We start from the raw sequence: 22802 nt of genomic DNA, 5'->3' as shown, positions 1-22802 counted from the left end.
GACGATATTGAAGTGCCTCAAACGAAAATGAAGGTGAGGTGAAACGATGTATGGAAGATTATGAAAAAAGAATCAAACAGAAACTTTCTGTCGTCCCAATGGAACCGGGATGTTATTTAATGAAAGATCGCAATGATCAAATTATATATGTGGGGAAAGCGAAGAAATTACGGAATCGATTAAGATCTTATTTCACCGGTGCACATGATACGAAAACGACACGTCTCGTCAGTGAAATTCGCAATTTCGAGTATATAGTGACTTCAAGTGAAACAGAATCGCTATTGTTAGAGTTAAATCTAATTAAGCAACATCAACCCCGTTATAATATTTTGTTAAAAGATGATAAAAGTTATCCATTTATAAAAATCACGCGGGAAAAATATCCGCGTCTCCTTGTAACACGTACTGTTAAAAAAGGAACTGGTAAATACTTTGGTCCATATCCAAACGCGTATTCAGCACAAGAAACGAAAAAATTATTAAATCGTATTTATCCATTTAGAAAATGCGATAACATGCCAGATAAACTTTGCTTATATTATCATATCGGTCAATGCTTAGGACCTTGTGTTTATCCTGTTGAGCAATCAGAATATGCCAGAATGATCAAAGAAGTGACAGATTTTCTGAATGGGGAAGATCAAACGATTTTGCATAATTTAGAAACCAAAATGCAAGAAGCCAGTGAAAATCTTGATTTTGAACAAGCTAAAGAATATCGCGATCTCATTCAACATATTCATAATCTCAACAAAAAACAAAAAATCATCTCTAAAGATAATACGGTACGTGACGTCTTTGGTTACAGCGTCGATAAAGGCTGGATGTGTATTCAAGTCTTCTTCATCCGGCAAGGGAATATGATTCAACGCGATGCAACGATGATTCCATTGCAACAGACAGAAGAAGAAGAGTTCTACACGTTTATTGGTCAATTCTATGACTTAAATCAACACATTTTGCCAAAACAAGTGCACATTCCTAAAAACCTAGACAAAGATATCGTGCAGTCCGTTGTGGATACGCGGATTGTTCAACCGCAACGTGGTAAGAAAAAAGAAATGATCGATTTAGCGAATCATAATGCGGAAGTAGCGCTAAATAATAAATTTGAATTGATTGCACGAGATGAATCAAGAACCGTCAAAGCCATTGAAGAACTTGGAAACGCGATGGGCATTCAAACGCCGATCCGTATTGAGACATTTGATAACTCAAACATACAAGGTGTGGACCCTGTTTCAGCCATGGTATCGTTCGTAGACGGTAAACCAGATAAGAAAGGTTATCGTAAATATAAAATTAAAACCGTAGAAGGGCCAGATGACTATAGCTCGATGCGTGAAGTCGTTCGGCGTCGTTATACGCGTGTATTAAATGAAGGATTACCGTTACCCGATCTCATTATCGTTGATGGTGGGAAAGGGCATATGAACGGTGTCATTGATGTCTTGGAGAATGAACTTGGTCTTGATATCCCAATCGCAGGGCTACAAAAAAATGATAAACACCAAACATCAGAACTATTGTATGGTGAAAATGCAGAAGTCGTACCGTTGAAGAAAAACAGTCAAGCGTTCTATTTACTACAACGAATTCAAGATGAAGTCCATCGTTTTGCGATTACATTCCACAGACAGACACGTCAAAAAAATGCGATGCGTTCTGTGCTCGATCAAGTAGAAGGTATTGGTTCAAAACGCAAGACAAAATTATTACGGACGTTTGGTTCTATTAAAAAAATGAGAGAAGCGTCTGTCGATGACTTAAAAGGTGCTGGATTGCCAGCGAAAGTAGCTGAAAACTTACATGAAAAGCTAAAACAACAAAATAAACAAAAAAATTAGGGCATGAAAATCATTCTCATGCCCATTTTTATGCCAAATAATGTTACAATACGAATAAACAGATTTCTTTTACAATTTTGTGAAAGCGCTTTCTAATTGAGAACGTATATCAACTGAAAATATTAAGAAATAACTCTGTTTTTAAAAGTATTTTTAATATTTAGAAATTGCAAAAAAAGTCAAAACACAAATAATCATAAACAGGGGATATATGAATGTGTGTAGTGCGAAAGCGGCACAAACGGGGAGAAATCTAATTTCATCATTTGTTTTCAGGGGGGACTCCTTTTGGCATATTCGAAAAATCAATTCTATTTGAGACGCCTACATTCGTTGCTAGGTGTTGTTCCAATTGGTGCATTCTTATGTGTGCATTTGATTGTTAACCATCAAGCGACGAAAGGAGCCGAAGCATTTAATCAAGCGGCAGGTTTCATGGAATCTTTACCATTCTTAGTTGTGATGGAGATCTTATTTATCTATTTACCTATTCTGTACCATGCGATTTACGGCATTTATATTGCTTTTACTGCAAACGAGAATGTAGGGCATTATTCATTGATGAGAAACTGGATGTTCTTTTTACAACGTATCACAGGTATATTAACGTTCATTTTCATCGCGATTCATGTGTATCAAACCCATTTACAAAAGTACTTTGGCCATGAAATTGATTACGACTTAGTCAACGATATCGTATCCAACCCACTTTGGTTGATATTCTATATTGTTTGTACCGTTGCGGTGACGTTCCATTTTTCTAATGGTTTATGGTCATTTTTAGTGACATGGGGCGTGTTACAATCTAAAAGATCACAACAGATGTTCACATTCGTCTCTATCGCAGTATTTTTAGTTGTTTCATACATTGGTATTAGCGCAATTTTAGCTTTTGTGTAATCACACGATTTTAATTAGGCAATAGTCTCTGAGTTATATATGGGGAGTGAAATTTTATGGCAGAGAAGAAAATTATTGTTGTTGGTGGGGGCTTAGCAGGGCTCATGTCAACGATTAGAGCGGCGGAACAAGGTGCACATATTGACCTGTTTTCAATTGTTCCGGTTAAGCGATCACATTCTGTATGTGCCCAAGGGGGTATCAACGGGGCAGTAAATACTAAAGGTGAGGGTGATTCACCGGCTATCCATCTCGATGACACGGTCTATGGCGGCGACTTTTTAGCAAACCAACCACCTGTTAAGGCAATGACGGATGCGGCGCCAAGTATCATCCACTTACTCGACCGTATGGGTGTGATGTTTAACAGAACGAATGAAGGCTTATTAGATTTCCGTCGTTTTGGTGGGACATTACATCACAGAACTGCTTATGCAGGTGCGACAACCGGACAACAATTGCTATATGCGCTAGATGAGCAAGTGCGTAGTTTCGAAGTAGACGGTCTCGTTACTAAATATGAGGGGTGGGAATTCCTCGGTATTGTAAAGGATGAAGACAATACTGCGAGAGGCATCATCGCTCAAAATCTCACAACAGCAGAGATTCAATCCTTCGGTGCAGATGCGGTCATTATGGCGACGGGTGGTCCGGGTATTATCTTCGGTAAAACGACGAACTCTATGATTAACACAGGTTCAGCAGCATCTATCGTTTACCAACAAGGGGTCAAATATGCGAACGGTGAGTTTATACAAATCCACCCAACAGCCATTCCTGGTGACGATAAACTGCGTTTGATGAGTGAATCAGCACGTGGTGAAGGCGGTCGTATTTGGACATATAAAGATGGAAAACCATGGTATTTCTTAGAGGAAAAATATCCTGACTACGGTAACCTCGTACCACGTGATATCGCGACACGTGAAATATTCGATGTATGTGTGAATCAAAAATTAGGTATTAACGGTGAAAATATGGTGTACCTTGATTTATCACATAAAGACCCACACGAATTAGACGTTAAACTTGGCGGTATTATTGAAATCTATGAAAAATTCACTGGCGATGACCCACGAAAAGTACCGATGAAGATCTTCCCAGCGGTGCACTATTCAATGGGTGGACTCTATGTCGATTATGATCAAATGACGAACATTAAAGGGTTATTTGCTGCAGGTGAATGTGACTATTCACAACACGGCGGTAACCGTCTCGGGGCAAACTCATTACTATCTGCTATATTTGGTGGTACTGTGGCAGGGCCAAACGCGGTAGAATACGTCTCTAATGTAGAAAAATCATATACTGATTTAGAGGAAAGTATTTTTGAAAAACGCGTCCAAGAAGAACAAGAAAAATTCGATACGTTACTTAATATGCGTGGTACAGAAAATGCGTATCAATTGCATAAAGAACTCGGTGAAGTCATGACGGATAACGTGACCGTTGTACGTAAAAATGATTTGCTACTCGAAACGGATAAAAAAATATTGGAATTAATGGAACGTTATAAAGATATTGATATGGAAGATACACAGACTTGGAGCAATCAAGCGGTCTTCTTTACACGTCAGTTATGGAACATGCTTGAATTAGCACGTGTAATCACAATTGGCGCTTATAACCGTAATGAATCTCGTGGTGCACACTATAAACCTGAATTTCCAGAGCGAAACGATGAAGAATGGTTGAAGACGACGTTGGCTGAGTTCCAAGGCAAAGGTCAAAAACCAAAATTCACCTACGAAGATGTCGATGTAAGTCTAGTTAAACCGCGTAAACGTGACTACACTTCTAAATCTAAAGGGGGCAGTAAGTAATGGCAAATAATCGTGTTGAAACAGATGAAAGAAGTGCAACTGCAAAAAGTCGTAAACCCATTAAGTTAATTATTAAACGACAAGACGATAAAGATTCTAAGCCTTACACGGAAGAATTTGAAATCCCTTATAAAGAAAACTTAAATATCATCGCGTGTTTAATGTATATTCGTAGAAATCCGTACAATGCAAAAGGTGAAAAAACAACACCTGTCGTATGGGATATGAACTGTTTAGAAGAAGTATGTGGCGCTTGTTCAATGGTCATTAACGGTCGAGCAAGACAATCATGTTCTGCGATTGTCGATCAGTTAGAACAACCGATTCGTCTAGAACCGATGAATACGTTCCCCGTTGTACGTGACTTACAAGTAGATCGTACGCGTATGTTTGATAACTTAAAACGCATGAAAGCCTGGATTCCTATCGATGGAACGTATGATCTTGGTCCTGGGCCACGTATGCCAGAGAAGAAACGTCAAACGGCTTATGAATTATCAAAATGTATGACATGCGGTGTATGTTTAGAAGTATGTCCAAACGTAACACGAAACAATGATTTCGTAGGGGCACAAGCCATTTCTCAAGTACGTTTATTCAACTTACATCCAACGGGCGCGATGACGAAAGATGAACGTTTAGATGCGTTAATGGGCGCCGGTGGTTTACAAGCTTGTGGTAACTCACAAAACTGTGTCAATGCTTGTCCTAAAGGCATTCCTTTAACGACATCTATCGCAGCGATGAACCGAGAAACATCATTCCATATGTTTAAATCGTTCTTTGGTTCAGACCATAAAGTAGAATAATGCATTCGAATATGACACAATCATGAAATATTAGATTGTTAAGGTCTCTATCAATGCTGTTTATCTGAACACGTCACATTGATGGAGACTTTTTATATTTAAGATTAATTTTGTCCGTGGTTAATACATGCGTCATATATGAATTACATGAATCTGATATGCTACAATGAAAGGCGACTCTAAAATAAGGAAGTTGAAATTATGGATAAACCAATCGGTGTGATTGACTCAGGCGTTGGGGGCTTAACCGTAGCTAAAGAGATCATGCGTCAATTACCAAACGAAACGATTTATTACTTAGGTGATATTGCACGTTGTCCTTATGGTCCACGTGAAGGTGATGAAGTAAAACGTTTTACATTACAGTTGTCTAAGAAATTAATGGAAATGGATATTAAAATGCTCGTCATTGCTTGTAATACAGCTACAGCGGTGGCGTTGAAAACGTTAAAAGAAATATTACCTATTCCTGTCATTGGCGTGATTGAACCAGGTGCTCGTACGGCGATCATGACGACTAAAAATAATCAAGTATTAATTTTAGGGACAGAAGGTACAATCAAATCTGAAGCTTACCCACGACACATTAAAAATATTAATCCTAATGTTTCAGTTGATGGCGTCGCTTGTCCTGACTTTGTACCATTAGTAGAACAAATCCGTTATAAAGATCCTACGATTACGAGCATTATTGTACATAAAACATTAAAAGACGTACGTCATTGTAAAGCCGACACGGTCATTCTTGGTTGTACACATTATCCATTGCTTTACCGCCCAATTAATGATTTCTTTAACGGTGAAAAAACGGTTATTTCTTCAGGTTTAGAAACCGCCCGAGAAGTCAGCGCATTATTAACCTTTAGTAACGAACACGCCGATCACACTAAAAATCCACCACATCGCTTCTTTTCTACTGGAGAAACGAAATATATTGAATATATCATTTTTGAGTGGTTAAATATGGATGTAACTGTGGAGCAAATTAAAGTAGATGAATAGGTGATATAAATGGAAGATATTGTTATCGCAACGAACAATCAAGGTAAAATTAATGATTTTAAAGTCATCTTTCCTCAGTATAATGTTATTGGGATTTCTGAATTAATCGAAGGCTTTGATGTGGAAGAAACAGGAGATACGTTTGAAGCGAACGCTAAGCTTAAATCTGAAGCGGCTGCAAAAGCACTTAATAAACGTGTGATTGCTGATGACAGCGGCTTGGAAGTGATGAGTTTAAACGGTGCACCAGGCGTATATTCCGCACGTTTTGCTGGAGAAGATAAAGATGACGATGCAAATATTGAAAAGCTGTTAAAAATCTTAGACGATAGTGAAGCGAGAGACGCGCAATTCGTATGTGTCGTTAGCATGAGTACACCAGGTGATCCAACCGTTCAGTTTAAAGGCGTTGTAGAAGGCGAAATCACACTACAAAAAATAGGTGAAAATGGTTTCGGCTATGACCCAATCTTTTACTTACCAGAGAAAAATAAAACCATGGCTCAACTCTCTGCAGAGGAGAAAAATGAAGTCAGTCATAGACGTCGTGCGATTGACCAACTTCAAACCTATTTAAATCGAGGCGATGACTGATGACACAACAATGGATTATAGTCAGTGACAATCACACGGAACAAGGTATCCTGTACGAAGTGATTTCAAACTATACAGACGTCGATGTGGCATTACATTTAGGAGATTCAGAGTTTGCATACGATGATACTGAATTAAGCTATTTCACTAGAGTCAAAGGGAATACAGATTTTTATCCAGAATTTCCTAACGAAACAGAAGTGAAACAAAACGATATGCGTGCTTTTGTGACTCATGGACATTTATATCAAGTGAATATGACACGTCAATACCTCGCACAAAAAGCACGAGAAGAAGGATGTCAGTTCGCATTTTATGGGCATACACATATTGCAAAATATGAAAACATTGGTGGTGTACATGTCATTAATCCTGGTAGCATTTCACAATCAAGAAGTGATATTGAAGAAACTTTTGCGCAACTTCTTATTGATGAGGATGAACAACATGCGACACTGCATTTTAGAAATAGAGCGCATGCAGTGATCGATACAGTAGAGTTTGATATTTAGAAAGTTTGAATAGATTTTGAGGATAGGGTAACGAAGCGTAGAGTTAGCTATTACTAAATAAGCGTGGTCATCAATTTAGTCGTTTAAATTGGTAGCCACGCTTTTTTGTGATTTAAGTTTGAAACTCAGCATGTGATGTGTATATTGTTTAAGTGTTTTCACGTGTCAAATAAGTGTCTTTTTTGTGTCCTTTTGTGTCAAATTTGCGTCAAAATGATTCGACTTTTGGAAAAATAAAATCCCGAAAACCCTGTTATATCAAGGCTTTCGGGATATCTAAAATATCAGTTAGTGTCCTGGGAGGGATTCGAACCCCCGACCGATGGCTTAGAAGGCCATTGCTCTATCCAGCTGAGCTACCAGGACATGACTTTTTTAACACAAGATTAATTATATCTAATTAATGTAAAGAAATCAATAGCACGTGGGTGAAAAATAATGATGATTTTGCACTATAATAGGCGTTTTTTTAAAGTGTTGATACATTTTTCATTATATTGTTATTTCTGTCAAACTGAAAGTAATAGCTAAAAAGTCGCTCCATTTCCCTTCGCAGCGACACACACGATCCAATGTGGCACTTCTAAAATAGTTCATAAAACAAAAACGATACTTCAAACTCTTTTATGAAAAAATTGTAAAGAATGTAATGATATAAACAAAAAAGAGTGGTACACACCATTGTTTAAGATCAATGGGCTGTACCACTTTTTTTATTTAACTTAATTCGGCTTAGGCGCAATTCTTCTACCTTTACCTAGGATGATTTGTATGATAGATGAGATCAGCATAATGATGTTAAAGAAGATCATGAGGTAGAACACGACGTGTCCTGCATAAATTGCAACATCTTGGAATTTAGTTAGAAATTCAGCTTTACTTGTGATGTTTTGACTTTTAAGCTCTTCAACACCGTTGTGGACATTTGCTTTCGTAATGAAAGAAATAACCGGAACGAGTAATGCTGCAAATAAGTTTCTAAGAGAATGCATGGTACGTGCTCTTTCTGGTGCTAGATCTAAGTCACCATCTAATAAGGTTGCCATTGAACCACTTACGAGGGTCATGCTTGCACCAAAACCAAGGAGTGCACCTTGCGTATAAAGTAACGGAAGGTTAACCGAATCTCGTAGGATGATCCAGTGTACACTGACATATAAGATGGAGACGGCACCGAATACACCTAAGATACCTGCGCCGAGTTTATCGAAGAATAACATTTTAATTGTCGCTGCAATGATGACACCTACGAAGAAGAACGCATAGAATTTAGCGTTAATTTCAAAAGGTGTTCTTAGTATTTTTAATAAGAAAATATTGATACCGGCAATTGCGGTCAATAAGGTTAAATGGGTTGAAATTGCCATGATAGCTCCGAAGAATGGTTTGATTGATAATAATGATTTAAAGTGCATAATCGGATATAAAGATCGACTATTCGCAGTTAAAAAGATAATGATGTAAATGACTGCGAAAGCGATGGAAATCCAGAACCAAACTGTGCTTAAACCATTATGTACGAGAATTACCATTGGAATAATCATAGCAATAATACCAATTGATGAATGCACTATGACTGCCCAATCTACGTGGTGTGTTTCTTTTACGTAGTACTCTTGTCTTTTTAAGTAAAATGCACCGAGAATCAGACATAAAATAGATGCGATAACGTTAGTTAAGAAAATCCATTTCCATTCGTTGAGTTCAACGGAGAATGATCCTGATAAACCACCAAGTGCACTTGCGCCGAACATGCCGATGATGATCATGAATAAGAATATGTTTCTAAAACGTTTTGGAAATGATTTAAATAGTTTCGGAAGTAAAATGAAAAATAGTACGCCAGAGCTAAAACCTTGAATGGTTTTTGCAATCGTAATGACAGGGAGATTGAATGAAATTAATCCGATCACTGATCCTAATAGGAAAAGTGAAATAAATAACATATAACTTCTTTTAAAACTTAATCGATGTGAGAAGGTATGTCCTAATGGAATACCTGCTGCAAAGGCAAAGTTTCCTATAATAGCGGGAATGACTAAATCTTTAGAACCAATCCCAAAAGATGTTTGTATGACACCTTGATTTAAACTGTAAGATAAGTTTGTGAAGAATTGAGAACCGATACCAAAGATGGTAATAAATGCTAAGATAAATAGTTCAGTCATTTTCTCTTTTCTCGACAATAGTTACTTCACTATTATCACTCCATTTCTATAATGTCACAATTGTATATTATACGCTTTTTTATGAATAAGCTAAACACATTCGATTTGGATATCATTTTTCCAGAGTTGTGTAAAAATTAAAAAAGATAGACATTATCCCACAGTAATAAAAAAGAGTAGGCTGTCACTTATTTTAATCACTTTCTTTTAAATAAGTTTGTTTACATGTTGCCTTAGCTAGTATCCGTTTGGACGTCAGAGTTTTAAAATATGTTTGAAATAGGATATGACCCACAGTTATGCAACAAAAATGTACAGTTAAGACTTCTCATATGTATTTAAATATTTTCTCCCTATTTATAGAATGAGCATTTTTAACTTTTTATAAACACGGTGTAAGCGGTTAAGTGAAAAATATATCATACTTTTTTACAAAAAGACATATTAATAAGGCTGATTTTACAGAAAAGTCATACAGAATCGGATGCCTAACTGTCGTTTAATAGGTTGTATTCAACAGGTTTGAGTGCAAAAGCATGACTTGAGAAAAATTCCCAACAACTGAAGTGGGATGTACTATAGTAAAGATAACGAAACGATAACGAAACACAAACAACGTTGCGATATCGTTTTAACAAATAAATGAGACAATAAATTTTTATAAGGAGTTGTTTTTTCATGACAGGTTTATTCGACGCAATCAGAGACACAGTTCAAGCAGGTATCGACGGAGACGGCGCTAAATTAGGTACAAACATCGTTGACATCGTAGAACAAGGTGTAAACGTAGCAACTGGCTTTTTAGGTCAATAATTTTAGCATTAAGTATATAATAAATATTTTATAAGGAGTTGTTTTTCATGACAGGTTTATTCGACGCAATCAGAGACACAGTTCAAGCAGGTATCGACGGAGACGGTGCTAAATTAGGTACAAGCATTGTTGACATCGTAGAACAAGGCGTAAACTTAGCAACTGGCATTTTCGGACTATAAGACTCATAATAATTTATTAAATTCAAAGGAGAGATATACATGAAAGATTTAGCTCAAGCAATCGCAAACACAGTACAAGCAGCGCAAAACAATAACGACTCTGAATTAGGTTCAAGCATCGTTGATATCGTTGAAAGCGGTGTAGGTTTACTAGGTAAAGTAATCGGACTTTAATTCTTACCATAAGTTAAAATTACTCCAATGAGGTTAGGACATGTGTCTTAACCTCTTTTTTTATGCAAATTGCATTTAATTTACACTTCACTCTCCCTCTTAATATTTCCTCACACCTCACAATATTTGTATTATTTTCATCATTATTTAAAGCCTTTACACATTGCCAAATTCCAGCTTTCATTTTATGCTAGAAAATGACTTTTGAAATAGAAAAGAGGTCATGAGGATGCAAAATAAAGTCATTTTACTCGATTATGATGATACATTAGTCGACTTTAAAAGTGCGGAACGATTTGCTTTCTTTCGTCTTTGTGAGTTGTTCCAAGTGGATGGTAATGATGAAGAACTCGGACGTTTTATGACGATTAACCAACAACATTGGGAAGCATTTCAGCAAGCGAAGTTGTCTAAAGAAGAAGTACTTAGCCAACGTTTTGAAGTTTATTTTGATCAACGCGGGATTGATGTCGATGGAAAGGAAGCGGATGAAGTGTTTAGGGCAGGGCTTGCCATTGCACCACCCCAGTTTCATGAAGCTGATATCGTCACGACGTTAAAACAGTTAGCTGAACAAAATGAGTTATACATTGTGACAAATGGTGTGGGTGTGACTCAACGTGATCGAATAGCACGCACCCCTTTTAAAGATATTGTTAATGACATGTTCGTCTCTGAAGATACAGGTTATCAAAAACCACTCCCACAGTTTTTCGACTATATTTTTGATCGTATTGGAAATGATAAACGAGAACAATCCGTAATCGTGGGTGATTCATTAACTTCTGATATCCTTGGCGGTGAAAATGCCAACCTCACATCGTATTGGTTTAATCCTAACGAATTAGAGAACCATACAGATATTAAACCGGATTATACGATCACAACATTAAAACAGCTATTATAAATGTAGGTTTTGTAATCATTCAGTTGTGTAGTAAGCCTTTAATTCATATTAGGATGCGAAAAATTCACATTATATTGTACGAGTTCTATACATATTTTCATAATTCTCACAGCTAAATAGAATATTTTGAAAATAATGTGTGGTATACAAGCCGTAAAATTGTCATTCAAGCCGCTACACTTTATACTTAGTTTTAATAAAGTAATATAAGGAGAATAGCGAATGGACTGTAAGACAGTAAAATTAGATGAAAAGGACCAATTCATTAATCGAATTAAACACAGCGATGCAACTTTAATGAATTTTTATCAATTTGATGCCATGGCACAGGCACATTATGAACAGAAATTAAATAGTCCAAATAATGGTAGAGAAAGTGCGCTCGCTCATATTATCGCAGACTATATGAGTGATTTAACTTTAACTGATAAGCAAAAGCAATCGCTCAAACAGTTGAGTGAGGGAGCAAAGGTTGTCATTGGGGGACAACAAGCTGGTTTGTTAGGTGGACCACTTTATACCTTCCATAAAATTATATCCATTATACAACTGAGTCAAAGCTTGAGTCAGCAGTATGAAACTGAAGTCATTCCTGTATTTTGGATTGCAGGTGAGGATCACGACTTTGATGAAGTTAACCACACTTACACATATAATAGAAAGGATGCAGCGCTTCATAAGGTTAAATATCATACATTAGAACCGCCTGAATCTAATGTGGCTCGATTTATACCCGACAAAGGTGAATTGAGATCAACATTGCATGACATGTTTAAACAATTAGATGAAACAAACCATACGAAAGACATTTTAGACATGTACCAACGTATTATTGATACATATGATAGTTGGACAGATATTTTTAAAGCGTTAATTCATGAAGTCTTTAAAGATTACGGTTTGTTAGTTATAGATGCGCAAGATCATCAACTCCGCGAGTTAGAAGTACCAATGTTAAAAACAATGATCCAATCTCATGAAGAAATAGATCGTGCTTTTCGAGACAATCAACAAGAAACGGTGGACAGTGGCTTAACCCAAATGATTCAAACGGATACAAATGTGCATCTGTTTTTACATGAAGATGACCGTAGACAGTTACTACATTTTGAAGATGGACACTTTACGATGGCTAAAAGTGATGAGACGTACACTGCACAAGAATTACTTGAGCTCGTCGAAGCAGAACCACAACGCTTTTCAAACAATGTGGTGACAAGACCCATTATGGAAGAGTGGTTGTTTAATACTGTAGCCTTTGTCGGTGGACCAAGTGAAATCAAATATTGGGCTGAGCTAAGACGCGTTTTTGAAACGTTGGACGTACCGATGCCTATTGTACTGCCACGCATGCGTATCACCTACAAATATCCACGCACGAATAAGTTATTAAATATGTACGATCTCGATGAAAAAGAAGTGATCAATCAAGGTATCGCTTCATATAAAGCACGCTTTGTTCGTGCTCATGCTTCTGATACGTTTATAGAGTCAGTTGAACAACTCAAAGACGCACAAGCTAAACTATATGATTCATTGTGCCAAGAAGTGGCGAATAATAATGACAATCAAGTTTTACTTAAAAAAAACAATCAAATACACCAAGCACAGTACGATTATCTATTAAATCGCTATTTGCTTAACATTGAACGTGAAAATGATGTAAGTATGAAACACTTCAATGAATTAGACCATACGCTCCATCCAATGGGTGGATTACAAGAGAGAATTTGGAATCCATTACAAGTTATGAATGATTTTGGGAAAAACATGTTCAATCCCTCCACTTTCCCTCCACTTTCTTACACTTTTGATCAAATTATTATAGAACCTTAGAGCGACAAGGGATTCAATACCATTCATCAAATTGATGAATGGTATTTTTTTATGCTTTTTAAAGAAATTTGGAGGAAAATTGCATAATTAGTGGAGGGTAGTGGTGAGATGTGGTAAATTATAGATATGGAAGGTGAGGTGATATAAAATGTTCATGGGAGAATACGAACACCAATTGGATACCAAAGGACGTATGATCGTTCCGTCCAAGTTTCGTTTTGAATTAAATGAACGTTTTATTATCACTAGAGGCCTCGATAAATGTTTGTTTGGCTACACTTTAGATGAATGGCAAATTATAGAAGAAAAAATGAAAACCTTACCTATGACAAAAAAAGATACGCGTAAATTTATGCGTATGTTCTTCTCAGGTGCCATCGAAGTGGAGTTAGATAAACAAGGACGTATCAACATTCCTCAAAACCTTAGAAAATATGCCAATTTAACAAAAGAATGTACTGTAATTGGTGTCTCAAACCACATAGAAATTTGGGATAGAGATACATGGAACGATTTCTATGAAACATCTGAAGAAAGTTTTGAAGATATCGCTGAAGATTTAATAGATTTTGATATGTAATTGGAGGAATGATCGTGTTTCATCATATTAGCGTGATGCTGAAAGAAACCATTGATGAGCTGAATATAAAAGAAGATGGTGTCTACGTGGACTGCACGCTTGGTGGCGCGGGTCATGCGCTCTATCTATTAGAACAACTCAGCGATGATGGTCACCTCATCGCAATCGATCAGGATGAAGAAGCATTAAAAAATGCGAAAAACGTACTGAAAGATCATTTGCATAAAGTGACATTGATACATAATAATTTTAGAAATATTACTCAAATATTAGAGGATTTAAATATTGAAAAGGTTGATGGCATTTACTACGACCTTGGAGTATCGAGCCCACAACTTGATGTGCCAGAACGTGGGTTTAGCTATCACAACGATGCCGCATTGGACATGAGAATGGATCAAACACAATCCTTATCCGCTTACGATGTCGTAAATGATTGGGAATTCAATGATTTGATGAGAATTTTCCAACGTTATGGTGAAGAAAAATTCGCGAAACAAATCGCCAGACGTATTGAGCAGCATCGTGAAACAAAACCAATTGAAACAACATTAGAACTTGTAGACATTATAAAAGAAGGTATACCAGCCAAAGCTAGACGGAAAGGTGGACACCCTGCTAAACGCGTTTTCCAAGCTATACGAATTGCAGTCAACGATGAACTTGCAGCTTTTGAAGATTCTTTAGAACAAGCGATCGATTTAGTAAAAGTAAACGGAAGAATCTCTGTCATCACGTTCCACTCCTTAGAGGATCGTTTATGTAAACAAATGTTCCAAGAGTACGAAAAAGGGCCGGATGTTCCCAGAGGATTACCAGTGTTACCAGAAGCGTATACACCGAAGCTCAAACGTGTGAATCGCAAACCTATTACCGCTAGTGAAGAGGATTTAACAGAAAATAATCGTGCGCGTAGTGCTAAGTTACGTGTCGCTGAAATAATGAAATAGGAGTGAATGTGGAATGGCAGTAGAAAAGGTATATCAAACTTATAACCAAGCAGAGCAACAACCGACACCAGAGACGAGACCTTCCACCGAGAAGCAAACTGTAACTAAGAAAGTCGTTGTTGGATTAACTAAATTTGAAAAAATGTTATACATAAGCCTAATAACTGTAATTGCTTTAATAAGTATTTATATGCTATCTTTAAAAATGGATGCGTACGATACTCGAGGAAAAATTGCGGATTTAGATACAAAAATTGAACAACAAGCCAGTGAGAATAGCGCATTAGAATCTGAAATCAAAAAGAACTCTTCATATGAACGCATTTACGAAAAGGCAAAAGATCAAAGAATGGGCCTTAAGAACGATAATGTAAAGGTAGTGCGTAATAATGGCGAAGCGAAAAATTAAGCTAAAAAAACCGAAATTCAAAATAAAACAGAATAAAATAGGGGCAGTCCTACTCATTTGTGGATTCGGACTGCTCTTTTTTACGTTGATCTTAAGATATTCATATATTATGCTTACCGGTCATTCTTCTGGTGAGGATTTAATGTTAAAAGCGAATGAAAAATATTTAGTACAACAACAAGAGCAACCTGAAAGAGGTAAGATTTACGATAGGAACGGCAAGATTTTAGCGGAAGATGTTGAACGGTATAAACTTGTCGCCGTCGTTGATAAAAAGGCGAGTGAAGGCAGTGAAAAGCCGAAACACGTCGTCGATAAGAAAAAAACAGCTAAAAAATTATCACAAGTGATTGATTTATCACCGAAAGAAATAGAAAAGAAATTAGATAATAACAAAGCGTTCCAAGTTGAGTTCGGCCAAAAAGGTACGAATTTAACTTATCAAGAAAAAGAAAAAATAGAAGATATGAAATTACCTGGGGTCAATCTGTTCCCTGAAACAGAACGTTTTTATCCTAACGGTAACTTCGGCTCACACCTTGTAGGTATGGCTCAGAAAAACCCAGACTCTGGTGATTTAAAAGGTGTCATGGGCGTAGAAAAAATATTTGATAGTTACCTTAGTGGTCGCAAAGGTTCATTATCTTATATCCAGGATATTTGGGGCTACATTGCTCCGAACACGAAAAAAGAAAAAGTGTCACAACGTGGTGACGATGTACATCTGACGATAGATTCAAACATTCAAGTATTTGTGGAAGAAGCACTCGATGATATGGTCGATCATTTCAAACCTAAAGATGTCTTTGCGGTCGTGATGGATGCGCATAGCGGTGAAATATTAGCATCCAGCCAACGTCCTACGTTTAATCCAGAGACCGGTTCAGGTTTAGGAGAAAAATGGGCGAATGACCTCTATCAAAACACATATGAACCAGGTTCAACATTCAAATCATTTGGTTTAGCAGCAGCCATTCAAGAAGGTGAATTTAAACTAGATAAAAAATATAAATCTGGACATAGAGATGTGATGGGTTCTCGCATTTCTGACTGGAACGAAGTCGGTTGGGGCGACATCCCGATGTCACTCGGATTCACTTATTCATCTAATACACTCATGATGCATCTTCAAGATCTCGTGGGCGCAGATAAGATGAAATCTTGGTATGAACGTTTCGGCTTTGGAAAAGAAACACAAAGTTTATTCGATGGTGAAGCGCCTGGTCAAATTGCTTGGCAAAATGAAGCACAACAAAAAACATCTGCGTTCGGTCAATCTACAACTGTCACACCAGCACAGATGATTCAAGCACATTCAGCCTTTCTCAATGATGGGAATATGTTGAAACCATGGTTTGTCGATCGAATTAACAATCCAACTGAAAAAGATACGTACTATGAAGGTAAGAAAGAAATCGCAGGTAAACCGATCGATGCAGATACTGCTAAAAAAGTACGTTCTGAACTTGATAAAGTCGTTAACAGTAAAGAAAGCCATGCGGTCAATTATCGTCTCAATGGCTATAGCTTAGAAGGTAAAACGGGTACCGCTCAAGTCGCCGATAATGATAACGGTGGATACGTTGAAGGTGAGAATCCTTACTTCGTTAGCTTTATTGGTGACGCACCGAAAGATAATCCGAAAGTTATTGTTTATGCTGGCATGAGCTTAGCACAGAAAAATGACCAAGAAGCGTATGAAATGGGTGTAAGTAAAGCGTTTAATCCTATCATGGAAAATACACTCAAATACTTAAATGTAGATGGAAAATCAACCAAATCTAATTCAGACGTCAAATATAGTAAAGTGCCTAATGTCGAAGGACAATCTACAGATAAAGCACAAGACATGTTGAAATCTAAATCACTCAATGCGACCGTTATTGGTAACGGTAATAAGATTAAAACCCAATCGCCACAAACTGGTAACCAATTGTTACCTAATAGTCGCGTCCTCTTACTCACTGATGGTGACTTGACTATGCCGGATATGTCAGGATGGACGAAAGAAGATGTCCTTGCATTTGAAAAAATGGCTCAACTGAATATCAATATGAAAGGTAGTGGCTTTGTGACAGATCAAAGCGTTTCTAAAGGTCAAAATATCAGTAAAAATGATAAGGTGACTGTGACATTAAATGCTAAAGGACTAGATGGTGAGTCATCGAACGACGATAGTAACAGTCAAAGTTTAAAAGACAGTAACACTTCGAGTGACGGAAATGGTTCAGATGACAAATCACAAAATCGTTCTGAATCCTCTTCGAAAGATACTGACAAAGATACATCATCTGAAGAAGGTGATGAGTGATCTTGATGTGCTTTATCTTTGGAATTAATAATTTTAAAACTTAGTGAGCTCGTTCAGTTGTCCCTACAGTAGAAAAATTTATACACGTCAGAGTCTCGTAACTTGATGAACCAAAAGTAAGGGGTATCCAGTTACGTCTCTGATCGTGATACATATAAAGCTTGTATCTCTGCAGATTCAGTTTTACAGGCGTTGAATGATGAAAAGGAGAATATTATGGTTTACTTATTAGCAATCATCGCACTTCTAATAACATTAATTTTAGTACCAGTGCTAATTCCAACATTAAAAAGAATGAAATTTGGACAGAGTATTAGAGAAGAAGGTCCCCAAAGTCATATGAAAAAAACGGGTACGCCAACGATGGGCGGGCTCACGTTTTTAATTAGTATTCTGGTGACAGCGATCATCGCAATGCTTTTTACTGAACATACTGTAACCATTTTACTACTTACGTTAGTGACTTTAGGATTTGGGTTAATCGGATTTATTGATGACTACATTATTGTGGTTAAAAAGAATAACCAAGGATTAACAAGTAAACAAAAATTCCTAGCCCAAATTGCAATCGCAGTCATTTTCTTCATTTTAACTGAAGTATTCGGATTAACAGAATTTGATACAGCGATTCATATTCCTTTCACAGAATTTGATTTACCACTTTCTTATGCTTACGTTATTTTTATTGTATTTTGGCAAGTTGGCTTTTCAAATGCTGTGAACCTTACAGACGGACTCGATGGCTTAGCAACTGGTTTATCTATCATTGGATTTATCATGTATGCCATCATGGCTTACATTCAAGATGCGCCAGCCATTGGCCTCTTCTGTATCATCATGATCTTTGCGTTACTCGGTTTCTTACCATTTAATTTAAACCCAGCTAAAGTGTTCATGGGTGATACAGGTAGTCTTGCACTAGGTGGTGTATTTGCGACGGTATCTATCATGTTAAACCAAGAGATTTCATTACTCTTTATTGGTTTCGTTTTCGTCGCTGAAACACTCTCTGTTATGATGCAAGTGACATCATATAAATTAACAGGTAAACGTATTTTCAAAATGTCACCATTACACCATCATTTCGAATTAAGTGGTTGGAATGAAACAAAAGTAACAACGGTCTTCTGGACAGTAGGTATCATCTTCGGACTAATCGGCCTATGGATTGGAGTGCATTAAGATGCTGAATTACAAAGGTTTAGAAGGTAAAGATGTTTTAGTTATTGGTTTAGCAAAGAGCGGTTATGAAGCTGCTAAGTTATTAAATAAATTGGGCGCTAAGGTCGTCGTTAATGATGGCAAAGATATCAGCCAAGATTCCCATGCGAAAGACTTACAAAATATGGGGATTGAGGTCATTGGTGGGGAACATCCTTTATCACTACTCGACAATGACCCCATCGTTATTAAAAATCCAGGGATATCTTACAATGTGCCAATCATAAAAGCAGCAACTGAACGAGGTTTGAAAATCTTAACAGAAGTTGAATTGAGTTACTTAGTATCTGAAGCACCTATTATAGGGGTGACAGGTACAAATGGTAAGACGACAGTTACATCACTCATTGGAGATATGTTTAGAAAAAGTCGTGTAACGGGTCGCTTGGCAGGTAACATTGGTTATGTCGCTTCTAAAGTTGCACAAGAAGTCGATGAAGATGATTATTTAGTCACCGAGTTATCTTCTTTTCAACTGTTAGGTATTGATCAATACAAACCACATATTGCGATTATCACAAATATTTACTCCGCTCATTTGGACTATCACGAAACGTTAGAAAACTATCAAAATGCAAAACGACGCATTTATCAAAATCAAACAGAAGATGATTACTTAATATGTAACTATCATCAACGTCACCTGATTGAAACAGAATCATTAAAAGCGAAAACATATTACTTTTCAACACAACAAGAGGTTGATGGCATCTATATTAAAGATGGTTATATTACCTTTAGAGGCTTAAGATTAATTCACACCGATGATATCGTGTTACCGGGTGAACATAACCTAGAAAATATTATAGCTGCTGTACTCACGGCTATGATTGCGGGCGTTCCTATACGTGCTATTATCGATAGTCTGACAACGTTCTCTGGCATCGAACACAGATTGCAATACATCGGTACGAATAAAACGAATAAATATTATAACGACTCGAAAGCGACCAACACTTTAGCAACACAATTTGCATTGAATGCCTTTGATCAACCGATTATCTGGTTGTGTGGCGGTCTAGATAGAGGCAATGGCTTTGATGAACTCATTCCATACATGTCCAATGTACGTGTCATGGTTACTTTTGGAGAGACACAAGAGAAGTTTAAAAAACTAGGTGAAAGCCAAGGTAAATACGTCATTAAAGCAACCGATGTAGAAGATGCAGTAGCAAAAATTCAAGATATCATTGAACCGAATGATGTTGTATTACTTTCACCAGCGTGTGCGAGCTGGGACCAATACGATACATTCGAACAACGAGGCCAACGATTCATCGATAGTTTCCGTGCGCACTTACCACAATCTTAAAGGAAGTGAATGAAGATGGCGGAAAAAGTGAAACAATTCGATTCAGAATATTTACAAGAACAGCGGCAAGTTCGGAAGCAACGTCAAAAAAAGATTCAGTACATCGTGTTCGGCATTTTGTTACTATTAATCATCTTAATTCTGTTATACATGTTCACACCCTTAAGCAAGATCAGCAATGTAAAGGTTAGCGGTAATGACCTTGTGTCTGATAAAGAAATTAATCAGATGCTCAAGTTAAATAACAAGGCGCGCATGTATACATACAGCACGAACAACGCAAAAAAAAGATTAGAATCCAATGAACTCATTAAAAAAGCTGAAGTCTCTAAAAAGTTCCCGAAAGATCTTCATGTCAAAATCACAGAACACCAAATTGCTGGGGTCGTTAAAGAAAAAGGGGCATACGTACCGATTCTAGAAAATGGTAAATCGATTAAAAATCGTTCCAACGATGAATTAGAAGAAGGGCCCATCCTCAGTGGATTTAAAGAAAAACAACGGGCGCAACTCGTGTCAGAACTCGCTAAAATGCCTAGAAATGTGAGAAATATGATTTCAGAAATTACTTATGATCCTGAAACGAATAAACGCAATCAAATCCAGCTTTTCACATCTGATAATATACAAGTCCTCGCTGATTTGAGAACAGTCGGAGATAAAATGAAATATTACGGCCAAATGTCTCAATCATTGCAGCGAGATGATTCGGGTGCGCTTCAAAAAGATGGCTATATTGATTTAACCGTTGGCGCATCATTTATTCCTTATGATGGCGCAAGCAGCCAACAAGCCCAAAGTGATAAAAATGTAGAAAAAGGAACACAAAAAGAAGATAAAGCGAAAGATGAACTGCAAAGCACATTAAATAAAATTCAGAAAAACACGGACGAAAGTGATTAAAATTTATTTTATTTGAGTGTGTTTATAGTTCACAAGCAAACAAACCTATTGTAAACTTAGAGTAGTGCGATTTAGAGTAAAGTAATTGTCAGGAGGTGCCTATCTATGGAAGAGCATTATTACGTAAGTATAGATATTGGTTCATCAAGCATAAAAACAATAGTAGGCGAAAAATTTCACAACGGTATCAACGTGATAGGTACAGGACAAACCTATACGAGTGGTGTTAAAAACGGATTGATAGATGATTTCGACATCGCTCAACAAGCGATTAAAGATACAATTAAAAAAGCGTCAATAGCTTCTGGTGTTGATATTAAAGAAGTATTCTTAAAATTACCTATTATTGGAACAGAAGTGTACGATGAAGCGAATAGAATAGAATTTACTGAAGATACAGAATTAGATGGAACACATATCGAATCAGTATTAGAAGGAATTCGCGATAAAAATGATGTTCCGGAAACAGAAGTTATCGATACATTCCCAATTAAATTTATTGTAGATGATGAAAATGAAGTCTCTGATCCTAAAGAACTTGTGGCTAGACATTCACTAGAAGTTCAATCAGGTGTCATCGCAATTCAAAAATCTATTTTAATTAACATGATTAAATGTGTAGAATCTTGTGGCGTTGACGTATTAGATGTTTTCTCAGATGCGTATAACTACGGTTCATTATTATCAGCCACTGAACGTGAACTCGGTGCTTGTGTCATCGATATAGGTGAAGATGTCACACAAGTGTCATTCTTTGAACGTGGTGAACTCGTAGATGCAGATTCAATCGAAATGGCGGGCAGAGATATTACGAGTGATATCGCCCAAGGATTTAATACCACATATGACGCTGCAGAAAAAATCAAACATCAATACGGTCATGCATTTTACGATTCAGCATCAACGCATGATGTCTTCAGCGTACAACAAGTGGACAGCGAAGAAAGCGAACAATATACACAAAAAGATTTAGCAGATATTATTGAAGCACGTGTAGAAGAAATCTTCTTTAATGTATTTGATTTATTACAAGATTTAGGTTTAACCAAAGTGCACGGTGGCTTTATCGTAACAGGTGGTTCAGCAAATCTACTCGGCGTCAAAGAATTGCTACAAGACATGGTGAGCGAAAAAGTGAGAATTCACGTACCATCACAAATGGGTATCCGCAAACCAGAGTTTTCTTCAGCAATTTCTACAATTTCTAGTAGCATTACTTTCGATGAATTGTTAGATTATGTTACAATTAGTAATCATGATGGTGAAGAAATTGATGAAGAAGTTGAGGATACAGATTATGGTGTACAAGAAACTTCTGAGTCAGGTGGATTAGGCTGGTTTAAAAAATTAACTGGCAAAGCTGATTCATCTAAAGATACGAATAATAAACCGGAAGAGCCTGATGTAGACAGCGTTAACGACAATGTGCCACAACATGAACAAGTCGAATCAGATCGTGACGCTCAACCACAAGAGCAAGAAGGTAAATTTAAAAAACTGATGAAATCTCTATTTGAGTGATTGGCCATAAGAACTAGGAGGAAGA

General features: G+C 37.0%; 21 protein-coding genes and 1 tRNA gene. 20 read left to right on the top strand and 2 right to left on the bottom strand.

Annotated features, from left to right (window positions below):
- The first annotated feature begins 50 nt into the window (after positions 1-50).
- The 7 genes from uvrC (at position 51) to ACSBRB_RS03135 (ending at position 7490) form a co-directional block, all read left to right on the top strand.
- Positions 51-1850, top strand: a complete 1800-nt coding sequence (gene uvrC / locus ACSBRB_RS03165) for an excinuclease ABC subunit UvrC (protein ID WP_435031579.1) — start codon at positions 51-53, stop codon at positions 1848-1850.
- A 288-nt stretch (positions 1851-2138) separates the two neighbouring features.
- Positions 2139-2750, top strand: a complete 612-nt coding sequence (locus tag ACSBRB_RS03160; protein ID WP_435031578.1) for a succinate dehydrogenase cytochrome b558 subunit — start codon at positions 2139-2141, stop codon at positions 2748-2750.
- A 56-nt stretch (positions 2751-2806) separates the two neighbouring features.
- Positions 2807-4573 carry a succinate dehydrogenase flavoprotein subunit gene (sdhA, locus tag ACSBRB_RS03155; RefSeq protein WP_435031577.1) on the top strand — a complete coding sequence of 589 codons (1767 nt, stop codon included), beginning with the start codon at positions 2807-2809 and terminating at the stop codon, positions 4571-4573.
- A complete protein-coding gene (sdhB, locus tag ACSBRB_RS03150; RefSeq protein WP_435031576.1) occupies positions 4573-5382 on the top strand; it encodes a succinate dehydrogenase iron-sulfur subunit in 810 nt (269 codons plus the stop codon). The genes sdhA and sdhB overlap by 1 nt, the downstream gene beginning before the upstream one ends.
- 201 nt (positions 5383-5583) lie before the next feature.
- Positions 5584-6384 carry a glutamate racemase gene (gene racE, locus ACSBRB_RS03145; protein ID WP_435031575.1) on the top strand — a complete coding sequence of 267 codons (801 nt, stop codon included), beginning with the start codon at positions 5584-5586 and terminating at the stop codon, positions 6382-6384.
- Positions 6385-6393: 9 nt separating this feature from the next.
- Complete coding sequence (locus ACSBRB_RS03140) at positions 6394-6978, top strand: XTP/dITP diphosphatase (protein ID WP_435031574.1); 585 nt, start codon at positions 6394-6396, stop codon at positions 6976-6978.
- On the top strand, positions 6978-7490 hold the full coding sequence (locus ACSBRB_RS03135) for a YfcE family phosphodiesterase (RefSeq protein ID WP_435031572.1): 513 nt from the start codon (positions 6978-6980) through the stop codon (positions 7488-7490). The genes ACSBRB_RS03140 and ACSBRB_RS03135 overlap by 1 nt, the downstream gene beginning before the upstream one ends.
- A gap of 292 nt (positions 7491-7782) precedes the next feature.
- Here ACSBRB_RS03135 and ACSBRB_RS03130 read toward each other — a convergent pair.
- Both ACSBRB_RS03130 and ACSBRB_RS03125 read right to left on the bottom strand, forming a co-directional pair.
- A tRNA-Arg gene (locus tag ACSBRB_RS03130) sits at positions 7783-7856 on the bottom strand.
- A gap of 356 nt (positions 7857-8212) precedes the next feature.
- A complete protein-coding gene (locus ACSBRB_RS03125) occupies positions 8213-9658 on the bottom strand; it encodes an efflux MFS transporter permease (RefSeq protein WP_435031571.1) in 1446 nt (481 codons plus the stop codon).
- Positions 9659-10336: 678 nt separating this feature from the next.
- On the opposite strand from ACSBRB_RS03125, the gene ACSBRB_RS03120 reads away from it, so the two are divergent.
- The 13 genes from ACSBRB_RS03120 (at position 10337) to ftsA (ending at position 22777) form a co-directional block, all read left to right on the top strand.
- On the top strand, positions 10337-10471 hold the full coding sequence (locus ACSBRB_RS03120; protein ID WP_435031570.1) for a beta-class phenol-soluble modulin: 135 nt from the start codon (positions 10337-10339) through the stop codon (positions 10469-10471).
- Between the two features lie 47 nt (positions 10472-10518).
- Positions 10519-10653 carry a beta-class phenol-soluble modulin gene (locus ACSBRB_RS03115; RefSeq protein WP_435031569.1) on the top strand — a complete coding sequence of 45 codons (135 nt, stop codon included), beginning with the start codon at positions 10519-10521 and terminating at the stop codon, positions 10651-10653.
- 39 nt (positions 10654-10692) lie between these two features.
- Entirely contained in the window at positions 10693-10827 is a 135-nt protein-coding gene (locus tag ACSBRB_RS03110) for a beta-class phenol-soluble modulin (RefSeq protein ID WP_083498146.1), read from the top strand.
- Positions 10828-11056: 229 nt separating this feature from the next.
- On the top strand, positions 11057-11734 hold the full coding sequence (locus ACSBRB_RS03105) for a YjjG family noncanonical pyrimidine nucleotidase (RefSeq protein WP_435031568.1): 678 nt from the start codon (positions 11057-11059) through the stop codon (positions 11732-11734).
- A 222-nt stretch (positions 11735-11956) separates the two neighbouring features.
- The gene (bshC, locus tag ACSBRB_RS03100; RefSeq protein WP_435031567.1) at positions 11957-13570 is read left to right on the top strand and encodes a bacillithiol biosynthesis cysteine-adding enzyme BshC; all 1614 of its coding nucleotides are present in this window, start codon (positions 11957-11959) and stop codon (positions 13568-13570) included.
- A 148-nt stretch (positions 13571-13718) separates the two neighbouring features.
- The gene (mraZ, locus tag ACSBRB_RS03095) at positions 13719-14150 is read left to right on the top strand and encodes a division/cell wall cluster transcriptional repressor MraZ (RefSeq protein ID WP_059106612.1); all 432 of its coding nucleotides are present in this window, start codon (positions 13719-13721) and stop codon (positions 14148-14150) included.
- A 14-nt stretch (positions 14151-14164) separates the two neighbouring features.
- The gene (gene rsmH, locus ACSBRB_RS03090; protein WP_435031566.1) at positions 14165-15100 is read left to right on the top strand and encodes a 16S rRNA (cytosine(1402)-N(4))-methyltransferase RsmH; all 936 of its coding nucleotides are present in this window, start codon (positions 14165-14167) and stop codon (positions 15098-15100) included.
- Between the two features lie 13 nt (positions 15101-15113).
- Complete coding sequence (gene ftsL / locus ACSBRB_RS03085) at positions 15114-15509, top strand: cell division protein FtsL (protein WP_435031565.1); 396 nt, start codon at positions 15114-15116, stop codon at positions 15507-15509.
- On the top strand, positions 15490-17820 hold the full coding sequence (locus ACSBRB_RS03080) for a penicillin-binding protein (protein WP_435031564.1): 2331 nt from the start codon (positions 15490-15492) through the stop codon (positions 17818-17820). Before ftsL ends, ACSBRB_RS03080 begins: the two co-directional genes overlap by 20 nt.
- 216 nt (positions 17821-18036) lie before the next feature.
- The gene (gene mraY, locus ACSBRB_RS03075; protein ID WP_435031563.1) at positions 18037-19002 is read left to right on the top strand and encodes a phospho-N-acetylmuramoyl-pentapeptide-transferase; all 966 of its coding nucleotides are present in this window, start codon (positions 18037-18039) and stop codon (positions 19000-19002) included.
- 1 nt (position 19003) lies between these two features.
- Complete coding sequence (gene murD, locus ACSBRB_RS03070; RefSeq protein ID WP_435031562.1) at positions 19004-20353, top strand: UDP-N-acetylmuramoyl-L-alanine--D-glutamate ligase; 1350 nt, start codon at positions 19004-19006, stop codon at positions 20351-20353.
- Positions 20354-20368: 15 nt separating this feature from the next.
- A complete protein-coding gene (locus ACSBRB_RS03065; RefSeq protein ID WP_435031561.1) occupies positions 20369-21256 on the top strand; it encodes a cell division protein FtsQ/DivIB in 888 nt (295 codons plus the stop codon).
- Positions 21257-21361: 105 nt separating this feature from the next.
- Positions 21362-22777 carry a cell division protein FtsA gene (gene ftsA, locus ACSBRB_RS03060; RefSeq protein ID WP_435031560.1) on the top strand — a complete coding sequence of 472 codons (1416 nt, stop codon included), beginning with the start codon at positions 21362-21364 and terminating at the stop codon, positions 22775-22777.
- Positions 22778-22802 lie beyond the last annotated feature (25 nt).

The sequence above is a fragment of the Staphylococcus auricularis genome (assembly GCF_051172115.1).
Classification (GTDB): Bacteria; Bacillota; Bacilli; order Staphylococcales; family Staphylococcaceae; genus Staphylococcus; species Staphylococcus auricularis_A.
This window is presented reverse-complemented; position numbering and strand designations above follow the sequence as displayed.